Annotated in this window: 13 protein-coding genes; 4 read left to right on the top strand and 9 right to left on the bottom strand. The window is 66.2% G+C overall.

The window, feature by feature from the left end; translation table 11 throughout:
• The first annotated feature begins 23 nt into the window (after positions 1-23).
• Entirely contained in the window at positions 24-1,673 is a 1,650-nt protein-coding gene (recN, locus tag ACROSR_RS01090) for a DNA repair protein RecN (RefSeq protein ID WP_432681903.1), read from the top strand.
• Between the two features lie 12 nt (positions 1,674-1,685).
• Here the strand turns inward: recN and ACROSR_RS01085 are convergent, their stop codons facing one another.
• Genes ACROSR_RS01085 through ACROSR_RS01070 form a run of 4 tightly spaced genes read right to left on the bottom strand, consistent with a single transcriptional unit; the run spans position 1,686 to position 4,325 of the window.
• Positions 1,686-1,883, bottom strand: coding sequence for a Trm112 family protein (locus tag ACROSR_RS01085; protein ID WP_432681902.1), 198 nt, complete (start codon positions 1,881-1,883; stop codon positions 1,686-1,688).
• On the bottom strand, positions 1,880-2,527 hold the full coding sequence (locus ACROSR_RS01080; RefSeq protein WP_432681901.1) for an LON peptidase substrate-binding domain-containing protein: 648 nt from the start codon (positions 2,525-2,527) through the stop codon (positions 1,880-1,882). Before ACROSR_RS01080 ends, ACROSR_RS01085 begins: the two co-directional genes overlap by 4 nt.
• A gap of 26 nt (positions 2,528-2,553) precedes the next feature.
• Positions 2,554-3,480 (bottom strand): tetratricopeptide repeat protein, encoded by a 927-nt coding sequence (locus tag ACROSR_RS01075; protein ID WP_432681900.1) that lies wholly within the window; start codon positions 3,478-3,480, stop codon positions 2,554-2,556.
• A 56-nt stretch (positions 3,481-3,536) separates the two neighbouring features.
• Positions 3,537-4,325 carry an exodeoxyribonuclease III gene (locus ACROSR_RS01070; RefSeq protein ID WP_432681899.1) on the bottom strand — a complete coding sequence of 263 codons (789 nt, stop codon included), beginning with the start codon at positions 4,323-4,325 and terminating at the stop codon, positions 3,537-3,539.
• 198 nt (positions 4,326-4,523) lie between these two features.
• Between ACROSR_RS01070 and speB the strand changes: the two genes are divergently transcribed.
• Entirely contained in the window at positions 4,524-5,498 is a 975-nt protein-coding gene (gene speB, locus ACROSR_RS01065; protein ID WP_432681898.1) for an agmatinase, read from the top strand.
• A 159-nt stretch (positions 5,499-5,657) separates the two neighbouring features.
• Here the strand turns inward: speB and ACROSR_RS01060 are convergent, their stop codons facing one another.
• The gene (locus tag ACROSR_RS01060; protein WP_432681897.1) at positions 5,658-6,344 is read right to left on the bottom strand and encodes a response regulator transcription factor; all 687 of its coding nucleotides are present in this window, start codon (positions 6,342-6,344) and stop codon (positions 5,658-5,660) included.
• A 160-nt stretch (positions 6,345-6,504) separates the two neighbouring features.
• Between ACROSR_RS01060 and ribA the strand changes: the two genes are divergently transcribed.
• A complete protein-coding gene (ribA, locus tag ACROSR_RS01055; protein ID WP_432681896.1) occupies positions 6,505-7,596 on the top strand; it encodes a GTP cyclohydrolase II in 1,092 nt (363 codons plus the stop codon).
• A 118-nt stretch (positions 7,597-7,714) separates the two neighbouring features.
• Here the strand turns inward: ribA and ACROSR_RS01050 are convergent, their stop codons facing one another.
• From ACROSR_RS01050 to ACROSR_RS01040, 3 genes are all read right to left on the bottom strand, one after another.
• The gene (locus ACROSR_RS01050; protein WP_432681895.1) at positions 7,715-8,239 is read right to left on the bottom strand and encodes a DUF3833 domain-containing protein; all 525 of its coding nucleotides are present in this window, start codon (positions 8,237-8,239) and stop codon (positions 7,715-7,717) included.
• A 56-nt stretch (positions 8,240-8,295) separates the two neighbouring features.
• On the bottom strand, positions 8,296-9,663 hold the full coding sequence (locus tag ACROSR_RS01045; RefSeq protein ID WP_432681894.1) for a sodium:proline symporter: 1,368 nt from the start codon (positions 9,661-9,663) through the stop codon (positions 8,296-8,298).
• A 127-nt stretch (positions 9,664-9,790) separates the two neighbouring features.
• The gene (locus tag ACROSR_RS01040) at positions 9,791-10,570 is read right to left on the bottom strand and encodes an SDR family oxidoreductase (RefSeq protein ID WP_432681893.1); all 780 of its coding nucleotides are present in this window, start codon (positions 10,568-10,570) and stop codon (positions 9,791-9,793) included.
• 328 nt (positions 10,571-10,898) lie between these two features.
• Here ACROSR_RS01040 and ACROSR_RS01035 point away from each other — a divergent pair, with 328 nt between their 5' ends.
• Positions 10,899-11,912, top strand: a complete 1,014-nt coding sequence (locus tag ACROSR_RS01035) for a Hint domain-containing protein (RefSeq protein WP_432681892.1) — start codon at positions 10,899-10,901, stop codon at positions 11,910-11,912.
• A 4-nt stretch (positions 11,913-11,916) separates the two neighbouring features.
• Here ACROSR_RS01035 and ACROSR_RS01030 read toward each other — a convergent pair whose 3' ends face one another.
• A complete protein-coding gene (locus ACROSR_RS01030) occupies positions 11,917-13,137 on the bottom strand; it encodes a cytochrome b/b6 domain-containing protein (RefSeq protein ID WP_432681891.1) in 1,221 nt (406 codons plus the stop codon).
• Positions 13,138-13,289: the final 152 nt, after the last annotated feature.

Raw genomic sequence — 13,289 nt, 5'->3', positions numbered from 1 at the left:
CCCCCGTCCGATGGATAGGCTGAATGCTGGGCGCGCTCGAAATCCGCGACATGCTGATCATCGACCGGCTGGATCTTGCGTTCCAACCGGGTCTGAACGTGCTGACGGGTGAAACCGGCGCGGGCAAGTCCATTCTTCTCGACAGTCTCGGCTTTGTTCTGGGCTGGCGCGGGCGCGCGGATCTCGTGCGCGCCGGGACTGACCGGGGCGAGGTGACGGCCGTCTTCGATCTGGACGCGGATCACCCCGCCCGCGCCGTAATGGCCGAGGCCGGCTTTCCCGACAGTGATGAGGTGATCCTGCGCCGTGTCAACAACGCCGACGGGCGCAAGACCGCCTATGTCAACGATCGCCGCGCTTCGGCCGAGGTGCTGCGCCGCTTGTCCGCGACACTGGTGGAATTGCACGGCCAGCAGGCCGACCGGGGCCTGCTAGACCCGCGTGCGCATCGCGAAATGCTGGACACGTTCGGCCGGCTGCAGCCCATGCGTGATGCCGTGCAAGCGGCATGGCGCGCGCGGGCGCGGGCACGCAAGGCACTGACCGAGGCAGAGGCGGCGCTGGAAACGGTGCGCGCCGAAGAGGACTACTTGCGCCATGCGGTCGCTGAACTCGACGAGCTGGATCCGCAGCCGGGCGAGGATGAGGCGCTCGACACGCGTCGCCGTCTGATGCAGGGGGCGGAACGGATCCGCGAGGATATCTCGCGCGCTGCCGCACTGATCGGGGCCGAGGGGGCCGAAGGGGCCGCGGGTGATGCGCTGCGCTGGCTCGAAGGCGCGTCCGACCAGGCCGATGGCGCGCTGGACGGGGCGATTGCGGCGCTTGGCCGGGCGCTGGTCGAGCTGGACGAGGCCGGGCGCGGGGTGGATCAGGCGCTTGACGCGATGAGTTTCGATCCGCTGGAGCTGGAGCAGGCCGAAGAGCGGCTGTTCGCCATCCGTGCACTGGCGCGCAAGCATGACGTGCCCCCCGACGATCTGGGGGCGTTCGCCGACAGGTTGCGGGCGCAGATCGCCGCGCTTGACGCGGGCGACGCCGATCTCAAGGCGTTGCGCGCCACCCTCGACGCGGCCGACAGCGCCTATGCGTCAGAGGCCGACACGCTGAGCGCGGCGCGACGCACGGCGGCAGAGGCACTGGACCGGGCCGTGATGGCCGAACTGGCCCCGCTCAAGATGGAGCGGGCGGTCTTCACCACCCATATCGGCACGGCCGAGGCGGGGCCGTCCGGCGTCGATGACGTGACATTTACCGTCGCCACCAATCCCGGCGCCCCCGCCGGACCGCTCAACAAGATCGCCTCGGGCGGTGAGTTGAGCCGCTTTTTGCTGGCCCTCAAGGTCTGCCTGACGGGCACCGATAGCGGGCTGACGATCATCTTCGACGAGATCGACCGCGGGGTTGGCGGGGCGACGGCGGATGCCGTTGGCCGTCGTCTGGCGCAACTTGCGGATGAGGGTCAGGTTCTGGTGGTCACGCATTCGCCTCAGGTCGCCGCGCGCGGGGCGCATCACTGGCGGGTCGAAAAGCGCGTGGAAGGCGACATGACCCTGTCCACGGTGCGCGCGATGCAAGGCGCTGACCGCGTGGACGAGATCGCGCGCATGCTGTCGGGCGACCGTATCACGGAAGAGGCACGAGCCGCCGCGCGGGCGCTGATGGATGGCTGAGGCGCAGGCGCGTCAGGGGTCGATCTTGCGAGCTTCGTCCACGAGCATGACGGGTATTCCCCCGCGAATGGGAAAGGCAAGACCGGCCGCCTCGCTGATAAGTTCCTGACGATCGGCGTCATAGCGCAGCGTGGCGTGTGTCTGCGGACATATCAGCCCGTCCAGCATGCGGCGATCAAAGCTCGGGCCGACATTAGCGGTGTCTGTCATTGCATGATATCCTCGTTGTCGCCGCCGCGCATGGCATATTCGATCAATGTGACCAATGTCTCGCGCCGTGTGCTCAGCGACGGCGCCTCGAGCAGCGCCTGCTTGTCCTCGGGCTCGAACCCCAGCAGCATGGACAGCGAGTTGATCAACAACTCGTCATCCGCTTCCTTGAGCGACTCCCAGTCGGTCTGCAACTCTTGGGATGCGAAATAGCGTGCCAGAAGATCCATGAACGTGTCGCGGTTGAAGCCGTGATCGCTTTCGGTGGGTCCCCTGTCGCGTTCGAAGCCGGTCCACGACACCTTGGCACGGCGATAGGGCGAAAAGCCCTCTACCTCTTCGAGGAGGCGAAACCGCGACACGCCCGACAAGGTGATCATGTAGCGCCCGTCCTCGGTTTCCGAGAACTGGGTAACCCGCCCGACGCAGCCGATGGTCTGCAAGCCGGTGCCGCCATTGCGCCCCGGCACGCGGTTGGGCTGCACCATCCCGATCAGGCGTTCGGGCGTCTTGAGCGCATCCTCCAGCATGGTCAGGTAGCGCGGCTCGAACAGGTGCAGCGGCAGCCGCGCGCGGGGCAGCAGCAACGCGCCCGGCAGCGGAAAGATCGGGATGGTTTCAGGCAGGTCTGTGTGCTTTGTCATGTCAGTCAGTTAGCCCGTGCCACGGCTCAGGCAAACATCATCGAGCCCAATCTGCGACGTCCGTTGAGCAGCACGGGATCGTTGGGTTTGAGCGCCTCGAATATGGTCAGCAACTGTGTCTTCGCTGCCCCGTCATTCCACTCGCGATCGCGACGGAACAGCTCTAGCAATTCATCCACGGCCGCCTGCACCTGACCGCTGGCGTAAAGCGCCTGCGCCAGATCGAAGCGGGCCTGGTGATTGTCGGGATCGGCCTCGACCGCGGCGCGCAGATCATCGACCGGCCCCGCGTTTTCGGCCTGCCGGGCCAGGTGAAGCTGCGCATGCGCGCCCTCGACCTCGGGGCTGGTGCTGATATCGGCGGGCGCGCCGTTGAGGATCGCCTCGGCCTGATCGAGATCGCCCGCGGCGATCTGCGCGCGCGCCATGCCGGCGAATGCGCGGGCATTCTTGCCATCCTCCTGCACGATCGCGGCATAGGTCTGGGCCGCGTCCTGCACCGCGCCCTGTTCCAGCATCTGGTCGGCGGCATCTAGGGCCTCGTCAAGGCCGCTACCCTGTTGCCCGCCCGTGGTGCCGGCGGCCTGCACGACGCGGTCCACGAAGGCGTCGATCTCGGACCCGGCAATCGCGCCCTGAAAGCCGTCGATCGGCTGACCTTTCCAGAACGCATAGATCGTGGGCAGGGACTGGATGCGCAACTGCCCCGCAATCGCCTGGTTTTCGTCGACATTGACCTTGGCCAGGTGCACAGCGCCGCCGGCGCGCGTCACCGCCGCCTCGAGCGCGGGCGTCAACGTCTTGCACGGTCCGCACCACGGGGCCCAGAAATCGACGATGACCGGCACGTTTTGCGACGCTTCGACCACCTCGGCCATGAACGTGGCCTCGGTGACATCCTTGATCAGATCGCCCGGCTTTGGCGTGTTCTGGCCTTGCCCCAGTTCCAGCATGGTCTGCATCCTCTATTCGTGTGTCAGCCCTCTATATGAGGGGTCTGGCCGTGGATTCAAAGGTCGAATTGCGCGAAAACCGGTGCGTGATCCGACGGCTTTTCCCAGCCGCGCGCGGCGCGCAGGATGCGGCTTCCATGCGCGGCGGCGGCGATATCGGCGCTGGCCCAGACATGATCCAGCCGGCGCCCCTTGTCGGTCGCGTCCCAGTCGCGCGCGCGATAGGACCACCAGCTATAAAGCTGCCCCTCGGGAATGTCGGCGCGGGTGACGTCATGCCAGTCGCCGGCCTCTTGCGCCGCGCCAAGGTGGTCCACCTCTATCGGCGTGTGGCTGACGATTTTCAGCAACTGCTTGTGCGACCAGACGTCATCCTCGCGCGGGGCGATGTTGAGATCGCCCACGAGGATGGATTTCTCGGGCCGGTTGTCGCGGAACCAGTCGCGCATGTCGGTCAGGTAGTCAAGCTTCTGGCCGAACTTCGCATTCTTCTCGCGGTCGGGCACATCGCCGCCGGCGGGCACGTAGAAATTGTGGATCACCACGCCGTTCTCAAGCCTTGCGGCCACGTGCCGGGCATGGCCGAGATCCGCGAAATCCATCTCGCCCGCATCTTCGAGGGTGCGCTTCGACAGGATCGCCACGCCGTTATAGCCCTTCTCTCCGCGCGCGACCATGTGCCCGTAGCCGAGACTGCGGAACTGCTCCAGCGGGATCTTGTCCACCGGGCTCTTGCATTCCTGCAGGCAGAGGATGTCGGGGGCCTCCTCCTGCATCAGCCGCGCGACGAGGCCCTCGCGCAGGCGGACCGAGTTGATGTTCCATGTGGCGAGGGTGAACGGCATCGGGCCTCCGGCGGATAGGTGAAAACTGGCGGCACCTGACCTGACAGGCCGCGTGAACACAAGCCGAAAAACCGCGCCCGAAAACCGTGCCGGCCCGGCACGCGACCGCAGCCGCCGCGTTTACAGTGCGGCGTTGCGGGGGCATTCTGTCGTGCGAACGGGCGGTGATCACCCGCCAAGTCACAGAAAGGACAGCCCATGACCGACAGCACCAGCATCACGCCGGTGGCCTCGGATCTCGCCTTTACGCGGGCAGAGCCGCGCGGAACCGTGGCCGAGCCGGCCTATGCCGGCGCACTCAGCTTCATGCGGCGGCGCTACACCAAAGATCCGGGCGGGGCCGATCTGGCGGTGATGGGCATACCGTTCGATCTGGCCCTGTCGGGGCGGTCGGGCGCACGGCTGGGCCCGCGCGCGGTGCGGGCAGCCTCGGCGCATATCGCGTGGCAGGCCCCGTGGCCGTGGCCCACCGACCCCTACGAGACGCTGTCGGTCGTGGATTGCGGCGATTGCTTTTTCGACCCCGGATATCCCGCCCGGATCCCCGAGGCCATAACACAGGCCGCGCGCGCCGTGCTGGCGCAAGAGACCGGCCTGCTGTCGATTGGCGGCGATCATTTCGTCACCCTGCCGTTGTTACGCGCGCATGCCGAAAGGTTCGGACCCCTGAGCCTTGTGCAGATCGACGCGCATTCCGACACCTGGGCGGATGCGCCGGACCGAATCGACCACGGCACGATGATCTGGCACGCGGTGCGCGAGGGGCTGGTCATCCCCGAGCGGTCGGTGCAGGTGGGCATTCGCACGCACAATCCGGATCCGCTGGGGTTTCACGTCATCGACGCGCGCGAGCTGCACCGCACCGGACCCGAGGCCGTGGCCGCACGGGTGCGCGGGATCGTCGGCGACCATCGCGCCTACCTGACTTTCGACATCGACGCGCTTGACCCCTCCTGCGCGCCGGGCACCGGCACGCCGGTCATCGGCGGGCTGAACACCTGGCAGGCGCAGGACGTGCTGCGCGGGCTGGAGGGGATCGACCTTGTGGGCATGGACGTGGTCGAGGTCGCGCCGGCCTACGATCTGTCAGAGATCACCGCGCTTGCGGCGGCGACGCTGGCCAACGATCTGGTCTGCCTCTACGCGGCGGCACGGGGCCGGGCCATCCCGTGACGCTGCAATGGCGCGCCGGGGGGCGTTGACCAAAAAAAGACCCCGACAGGCCGCCGGGATCAGGTCAACAGGGAGGTTACATAAGTAAGTATGAATATGATAGCACATCGAACGACTGTGGCATGACATGCCCCGCACGAAATCGGCCGACCGTGTCAATTAAACCACAAGGCGATATCCACCCGATTCCGTAATCAGAAGGCGAGCGTTGCCGGGATCGGGTTCGATTTTCTGACGCAGCCGGTAGATATGGGTTTCCAGCGTGTGGGTCGTCACGCCCGCGTTGTAGCCCCAGACCTCGTGCAACAGCACGTCGCGGGCGACAACGCCTTCGCTGGTGCGATACAGGAACTTGAGGATGTTGGTCTCTTTCTCGGTCAGGCGTACCTTGCGGTCGTCCTCGGTTATCAGCATCTTCATAGATGGCCTGAACGTGTAGGGGCCCAACTGGAACACCGCGTCCTCGGATTGCTCGTGCTGGCGCAGCTGCGCGCGGATACGCGCCAGAAGCACCGGGAACTTGAACGGCTTGGTGATGTAGTCGTTGGCCCCCGCATCGAGGCCGAGGATGGTGTCGGAATCGCCGTCATGCCCGGTCAGCATCATCACCGGGGCCTTGACCCCCTGTTTGCGCATCAGCCGGCACAACTCGCGCCCGTCGGTATCGGGCAGCCCGACATCGAGGATCACGAGATCGTGGATCATCTCCTTGACCTTGCGCATCGCGTCCGCGCCGTCGGCGGCCTCGAACACGTCGAAATCCTCGGTCATCACCAGCTGTTCGCCAAGCGCCTCGCGCAGGTCGTCGTCGTCGTCCACGAGCAGTATCTTCTTGACATGTGTCATTTCGACCTTCCTTGCTTTGATGCGACCGTGCCTGTCCTGCGCGGTCGCGGCAAGGGCGACGATCCCTGTCTCACGCCCACGTGTTGCCACGACAAGTTTTGTTTCAATTCGGGATGCGACGCCCTACATGATCGCGAAGGACGAAAGGGGACCATACCGCATGAGTTTATCGCCAGACGTGACCGAAGTCATCGCCCGCGCCCGCGCAGATCTGCGCATGGGTGTGCCAGTCGTTCTGAACGGCGGGACGGGGGCCGCGCTTGTCATGGCCGCCGAGACGCTGGATGCACAGCGTCTTGCGGATCTCGGCGCGCTTGGCGGCACACCGGTTCTGGCAATCACCGCGCGCCGCGCGGCGACGCTGAAGGCGCGCGCCTATGACGGCGATCTGGCGCGGGTCGTGCTGCCGCCCGACGCGCGGCTGCCTTGGGTGCTGGCCGTGGCCGATCCGGCCGACGACCTCAAGACCCCGATGAAAGGTCCGCTGACGACGCAGCGCGGCGGCGATAGCGGGCTGCACCGCCTGGCGCTGGCGCTGGTGAAATCCGCGCGGCTGCTGCCGGCGGCGGTGGTGCAGACGATCTCGGACGGGGCGGGCTTTGCCGCGCGTCACGGGCTGACAACCGTGCCGCTCGACACGGCCGCGCCGCAACTGATGCAGACCAGCCCGCTGCATCCCGTGGTTAGCGCGCGGCTGCCGTTGGAAGTGTCCGATGCGGGCCGCCTGCACATCTTCCGCCCCGAGGATGGTGGCGAAGAGCATTACGCGGTCGAGATCGGTCAGCCCAGCCGGGACACCCCGGTTCTGGCGCGGCTGCATTCGGCCTGTTTCACCGGCGACCTCATGGGCAGTCTGAAATGCGATTGCGGCCCGCAACTGCGCGGTGCCTTGGCCCAGATGGGGGCCGAGGGCACGGGCGTGTTGCTTTACCTCAACCAGGAAGGGCGCGGGATCGGCCTTGCCAACAAGATGCGCGCCTATTCGTTGCAGGATCAGGGGTTCGACACGGTCGAGGCCAATCACCGCCTGGGTTTCGAGGATGACGAGCGTGATTTTCGCATCGGCGCGCGGATCCTGTCGCTGATGGGGTTCTCGACGGTGCGGCTGCTGACCAACAACCCCGCCAAGATCACGATGATGGAGCAAAGCGGGATCGACGTGACCGAACGCGTGCCGCTGAAGCTGGGCAAAAACATGCACAACCACGCCTATCTAGCGACCAAGGCGGCAAAATCGGGGCACCTGCTTTAACTCTCAAGACCGGGTATCACGACTGCCCGTGATGCGGAGGCAAATGCCGCATTTCCTGACCGGAATTTTCCCGACTTCCGCCGCTCGACTCCGCCGTGCGGCGCAACGTGTCGTAGCGTCACTGCTTTTCGAACCAGATGATGACTTCGCCGATCTCGACACCGTACTTGTCCATGTAGGCACGGTTGAGAACGCGGTCCTCGGTGATCTGCCACATCCAGTCGTCAAAGCTGACCCGCAGCGTGCCATCGGGCACCGGCAGGTCGATCCGGTATTGCCAGTTGAAGGCATCGCCCCGCTCTTCGCCTGAGGCCACCCCGATCACGCCGTCGGCGCTGCCGCGCCACGTCTCGGGGCCGGTCTTGGTCAGTGTCCAAATCCGGGTTTCGGTGCTGCCGTCCGCATAGGCAAAGCGTTCGTCCAGCGTCAGGGTGTTGCCATCCCAATCGCCCGTGACCTGCACCTCGAAGCGGCGGCGCACGGTGCCGAAGCGGTCTTGGAACTGGCCGTAGCCGACGACGTGCCCGTCGAAGAACTCTTCGAGGTTGAACTCTTGCGCGCTCAGTTTCTCGTCGGCGAGATCGGGTCGCCCGGCACAGGCCGCAAGGACCGTCAGCGACAGGATCAGGAATAACGCACGCATGGGACCCTCCGTTGCTTGTATAGTGAGGGTATCACGACGTCACCCCGCGACAAGGCTCAGACGCGTCGCGCGCCGCTCAGCACCGCCGCGAACCCGACGATCAGCACCGTGACGCAGATCGCGAGCAACTGCTCGTACTTGTGACCCTCGGGCAGGATCACCACGGCCCAGCCCGCGTCCCGCGCGAAATAGGTCACCGCGCCGGCCAGTGCGGCGCCGAAGGCCACGACGTAGGACCAGGGTGCGATCTGCCGGTTCATCACCAGCCCGACCAGCAGCACTGGTGTCAGGAACATGCTCGCCGTGCCGCTGACGGCGACGGCATCGAATAGCGTCTGGGTGCCCCAGAGCGTCAGAGCGGTGCCAAGGCCCATGAAACCGACCATCGCCACGCGCCCCGCCATCAGCGACCGCGTGCCAGGGCGCAGTTCCTCGACGACCAGTCGCGCGGCGCTCGACAGTGCCGAATCAAGCGTGCTGAGCGCCGAGATCAGCAGCGACACCAGCAGCGCCGTGAACAGCCATGGCGGAAACATCGCCGCCCATGTGCCGATCAGCTCGCCCTCGTATTCGGCGCCCACCAGCCCCGCCTGGATACCGAAGAACCCAAAGCCGATGATGCACAACGTCGAGATCCAGAAGGCATGCAGGAAGGATCTGCGCGTCGTCTCCGGATCGGCGAGAAAGCCGCGATCCATCATCACCGGGTCATGCGCGGGGTATGAAAACACCTGCAACAGCGCCACCAGCAGCAGAACCTGCCCGGCCCACGCGCCTGCCGCGCCCGGCGCGGTCAGCACCGCGCCGATCTCGAATCCGGGGCTGGTGATAAGCGCCAGGAAGGCGGCGGCAAAGACGCCGAGAAACACCAGCATCTGCACCACGTCCGTGCGCAGTGCGGCGCCCAGCCCGCCCCAGGCGCTGTAGGCCAGTCCGAGCGTGGCCACGATCACGATCGCCGCCTCGCGGGCCACGCCCACCCCCGGCAGGACAGCGGCGAAGATCAGCCCGACGACCAGCAGGTTGGCGAATACCTCGGATAACAGGCGCAGCCCGATCACCAGATTGTAGCAGACGGTGCCGGTCGTGCCGAAGCGCGCGCCCAGCCAGTCCTGTACAGAGCGCGCGCCGCCGGCGCGCAAACGGCCGACGATAAAGCCGCCGGTCAGGAACGATCCGTAATAGGCGGCATAGGCCAGCGTGCCCCAGATGCCATAAAAATATCCAAGGATAGCCGCATTCATCAGTGACCGCGCGAAGATCCATGTCGTCACCTGGCTGAGGACGAGCACCCACAAGGCGGGCGCGCGCCCGTCCAGGCCCGTGCCGCCGAAGAAACCGCCCGTCGTCACCCGCCGCGGCGCGACCAGCAGGCTTGCCAGAACGACGAGGCCGAAAAGGCCGATGACCGAAAATGTCTGCATGCGGGCGGTCTCCTGCTGCGTATGGCGCCGTCAAGCGCTAGCAAGCCGACCCGTCAGGCGCCATCGCGCCGCCCGACACCTGACGCAAACGTGAAGGCCGGCCCCCCGCAAGGGACCGGCTCGCGCGTTACAGGGTCGCGTTCACCGCGCCGCCATCCAGAAGCACATTCTGCCCGACCATGAACCCGGCATGCTGGCTGCACAGAAAGGCGCAGGCCGCGCCGAATTCGTCTGCCGTGCCGTAGCGCCCTGCAGGGATCGTGGCGCAGCGCTGTGCGCGGGCCTCGTCCATGGTGATGCCCTGCGCCTCGCTGACCCCTTGATCAAGCGACGTGGCCCGGTCGGTGGCGTGGATGCCGGGCAGCAGGTTGTTGATGTTGACGCCATGCCCGGCCACCTGCCGCGCGGTGCCCGCGACATAGCCCGTCAGCCCGGCGCGCGCCGAATTCGACAGTCCCAGCACCGGGATCGGCGCCTTCACCGATTGCGAGGTGATGTTGACCACCCGGCCCCAGCCGCGCTCCATCATGCCCGGCACCAGCGCGGTGATCATGGCGATCGGCGCCAGCATGTTGGCGTCGAGGGCGGCGATGAAATCCTCGCGGGTCCAGTCGGTCCACATCCCCGGCGGCGGGCCGCCCGCGTTGTTGACGAGGATATCCACGCCCCCGCCCGTGTCGAGCACGGCGGCGCGCCCCTCTTCGGTGGTGATGTCGGCGGCGACGGTGACCACCTCGACGCCAAAGTCGATGCGGATCGCCTCTGCCGCGGCTTCCAGCGCCTCGGCGCCGCGCGCGTTCATTACCAGGTCGCATCCTGCCTCTGCCAGGGCCCGGGCACAGCCCAGCCCCAACCCTTTCGACGCGGCGCAGACCAATGCCCGCTTGCCCTTGATGCCCAGATCCATGCTCTTCTCCCTGTGTTCGTCCTCATGTAGACGATGCCTTAACACCTTGCCGGATAGAATCACCAGACGGTGGGTGCGGTACGTGCCGGGTGTCGTGGGCGCCTCAGCCCGTCTCTCGGCGCGGCGACATCTTGTGTGCTGCGCACGCATTCCCTCCTTGCGTGCTGCGCACGCATTCCCGCCTTGCGTGCTGCGCACCTGTTCCATCTTTGCGTGCTGCGCACGCGGGCGGGCGATTGACCGGGTGCCGTCACAACCCTACGCTGACACCCAATCAAAAAAGGTACAGGCACATGCACACCCCGCTCTCTCGTTACCGGACCTGCCGATGACCCAATCAGGCTCGCGCCCCGGCCAGATGATCGAGGTCTTGCGAGGTGCCGATTTTCGCGTCGTCACCGGGGCCAATCTGGGCGACGCGCTGTCCTTCGCGGAAGACCTTGATCTCGACGATGTCTACGAGTTGCGCGCGCCGGCGCAGCCCGCGCGGCTGACCCTTGTCATGCACGGACCGGGGCCGTTCACCATCGCCGAGGAGTCGGGGGTTGGTCGTGCCGGCGCGCAGGTCCATCTGGATTGTGCGCTCACGCTGATGACCGCGACCGGCGGGATTACCGAAATGCTGGTCTTCGTCGAGGTCGACGAGGCGGAGCATGTCGCGGGTGTCTACGGCATGCCGCTGGCCCCGATCCTGCCGCGCACGGGCTACGCCCTTGTCGGGATCGACCGTGCCGGCGCGCTTCGCAAGTTCGCGCAGGCCGCCTGTGTCGCCTTCACCGCAGGCACGCATGTCACCATGGCGTCCGGCGTGCAGCAACCGGTCGAGACGTTGACGCCCGGCGATCTGGTTCTGACGCGCGACGACGGCCCGTGCCCGGTACGCTGGATCGGTCACAGCACCATGCGCGCGGTGGGTGAATTCGCCCCGGTGCGCATCGTGTCGGGCACTTTGCATAACGAAAACGACCTGCTGGTCAGTCCCAATCACAGGCTTTTCATCTATCAGCGGTCCGACGGCCTGGGGGCGGGGCGGGCCGAGATCCTCGTGCGTGCCCGTCACCTCGTCAACGGGGATACCGTGCGGCGCGAAACGGGCGGGTTCGTCGATTACTACCAGATCCTGTTCGACGCGCATCAGATCATCTACGCCGAAGGCATCGCCGCCGAGACCCTTCTGGTGGACCCGCGCGCGCGGGGCGCGTTGCCCGGCGATATAGAGGACTGTCTGCCCGTCGGGGCGGATGGCCATGCGGCGCGTGCGCATCTGCAATTCGAGATAACCGAGGCGCAGTTGGCCCATCCCGACGCCGCGGGCCGGCTCAAGCGCGCCTCGACGCGATAGGCGGTCAGCCGTCCGTCCCGCCCCGCGTCGCTGTCAGGTCGAACCCGATATCGACCGAGTAGGCCAAGGAACCCTCGTCGCTTACGCCCTGACCGATGTTGAACTTGCGCCGGTCCACCGTCAGGCTGCCGCTTGCGGTCGCGGTGTCGCCCTCGATACTCACCTCGAACGGCATCTCGACCGGCACCGACTGGTCGCGAATCGTCAGCGTGCCCGAGGCGATCTTGCCATCCTCGCCGGCCATCAGGTCGGCGGTGAATGTCGCGGTGGGATGCTCTTCGACATTGAAGAAATCCGCGCCCATGGCCTGCGACGTGACCGACCCGAGCGTCAGGGAATTGATCGCGACCGTGACCTCGACCGTGCCGTGCTGGCCGCTGTCATCGGCGGTTTCCGAGTAGGCGATGTCGGCGGTCCACTCATCGAAGCTGCCCGTGACCTCGGAGCCCATCTGCACGATGGTGATCTGCAAACTGCCGCTTTCGACGGTCCATTCGCTTTCGACCTGCGCAAGACCCGGACCGGTCTGTTCGGAGGCGTCGAACATGCCGATCGCACCGGCCCCGCCAATGGTGCCACCCCAGATCGCCAGCGCCGCAAACAGTGGCAGGACATGGCCGGGTTGGCGTGTCGTGGGCTGTGCCGAGGTTCGGCCCGGCAGCATCCGCCGCAGCGTCGCGTCGCGGTCGATCACGTGATGCTTCAGTGCGCCGGCGATATGCGCGGCGATCGCGCCCACCATCACCCATTGCAGCAGGAAATGCAGCGTCGCGGCGGTCTCCGACAACGGCTCGGATTTGGGCACGAGGGGCAGGTCTTGGCCGAAGGGCCACCAGATCGGGGCAAAGCCGCTGGTCGCCGCGTGATGCACCCAGCCCGACAGGGGCACGACCACGAGCGATCCGTAAAGCAGCCAGTGCGCGGTTTGTGCCGCGCGCGCCTCCAGTCCGCGATCCCCGTTCAACAGTCCCGGCTTTGGCTGGCTGACGGCCCAGAGGATACGCGCGACCGCCACGAAAAAGATCGCCACCCCCGTCGTCTTGTGGATGGAAAACAGCAGGCTGGCGCGGGCGATCAGCGCCTCGCTTGCGCTGCCTTCGACCTCGTGGGCAAGGTTCGAGGCTATCCAGCCAAGCGCGATATTGGACAGGATCAATAGCGCGATCAGCCAATGAAACGTCTTCGTCACGCTGCCATAGGCCGTGTCGGAATTGGTAAGCGGCATCACCGTGCTCCTTATACGATCTATCACGGGGATATAGCCAGCCCCGCGGATCGGGCAATTGCCGCGCATGCACAGCCGGCGTGCATCGCGGCACCATCGGGGCTTTGGCGTTGCCTTGCACGGCATGGCGATGTACCCCGGAGACGAATTTT

This window comes from Roseovarius tibetensis (assembly GCF_050896375.1).
Classification (GTDB): domain Bacteria; phylum Pseudomonadota; class Alphaproteobacteria; order Rhodobacterales; family Rhodobacteraceae; genus Roseovarius; species Roseovarius tibetensis.
The sequence above is the reverse complement of the archived record's forward strand: the minus strand, read 5'-3'. Positions and strand labels throughout refer to the sequence as shown.

What these genes read in the sequence shown, in the direction of transcription:
- ACROSR_RS01080 (WP_432681901.1), bottom strand. Translation starts at nt 2,527, where the DNA reads ATGACAAAGCACACAGACCTGCCTGAAACCATCCCGATCTTTCCGCTG.
- ribA (WP_432681896.1), top strand. Translation starts at nt 6,505, where the DNA reads ATGAGTTTATCGCCAGACGTGACCGAAGTCATCGCCCGCGCCCGCGCA.
- ACROSR_RS01035 (WP_432681892.1), top strand. Translation starts at nt 10,899, where the DNA reads ATGACCCAATCAGGCTCGCGCCCCGGCCAGATGATCGAGGTCTTGCGA.
- ACROSR_RS01045 (WP_432681894.1), bottom strand. Translation starts at nt 9,663, where the DNA reads ATGCAGACATTTTCGGTCATCGGCCTTTTCGGCCTCGTCGTTCTGGCA.
- ACROSR_RS01060 (WP_432681897.1), bottom strand. Translation starts at nt 6,344, where the DNA reads ATGACACATGTCAAGAAGATACTGCTCGTGGACGACGACGACGACCTG.
- ACROSR_RS01085 (WP_432681902.1), bottom strand. Translation starts at nt 1,883, where the DNA reads ATGACAGACACCGCTAATGTCGGCCCGAGCTTTGATCGCCGCATGCTG.
- ACROSR_RS01030 (WP_432681891.1), bottom strand. Translation starts at nt 13,137, where the DNA reads ATGCCGCTTACCAATTCCGACACGGCCTATGGCAGCGTGACGAAGACG.
- ACROSR_RS01070 (WP_432681899.1), bottom strand. Translation starts at nt 4,325, where the DNA reads ATGCCGTTCACCCTCGCCACATGGAACATCAACTCGGTCCGCCTGCGC.
- ACROSR_RS01050 (WP_432681895.1), bottom strand. Translation starts at nt 8,239, where the DNA reads ATGCGTGCGTTATTCCTGATCCTGTCGCTGACGGTCCTTGCGGCCTGT.
- recN (WP_432681903.1), top strand. Translation starts at nt 24, where the DNA reads ATGCTGGGCGCGCTCGAAATCCGCGACATGCTGATCATCGACCGGCTG.
- ACROSR_RS01040 (WP_432681893.1), bottom strand. Translation starts at nt 10,570, where the DNA reads ATGGATCTGGGCATCAAGGGCAAGCGGGCATTGGTCTGCGCCGCGTCG.
- speB (WP_432681898.1), top strand. Translation starts at nt 4,524, where the DNA reads ATGACCGACAGCACCAGCATCACGCCGGTGGCCTCGGATCTCGCCTTT.
- ACROSR_RS01075 (WP_432681900.1), bottom strand. Translation starts at nt 3,480, where the DNA reads ATGCTGGAACTGGGGCAAGGCCAGAACACGCCAAAGCCGGGCGATCTG.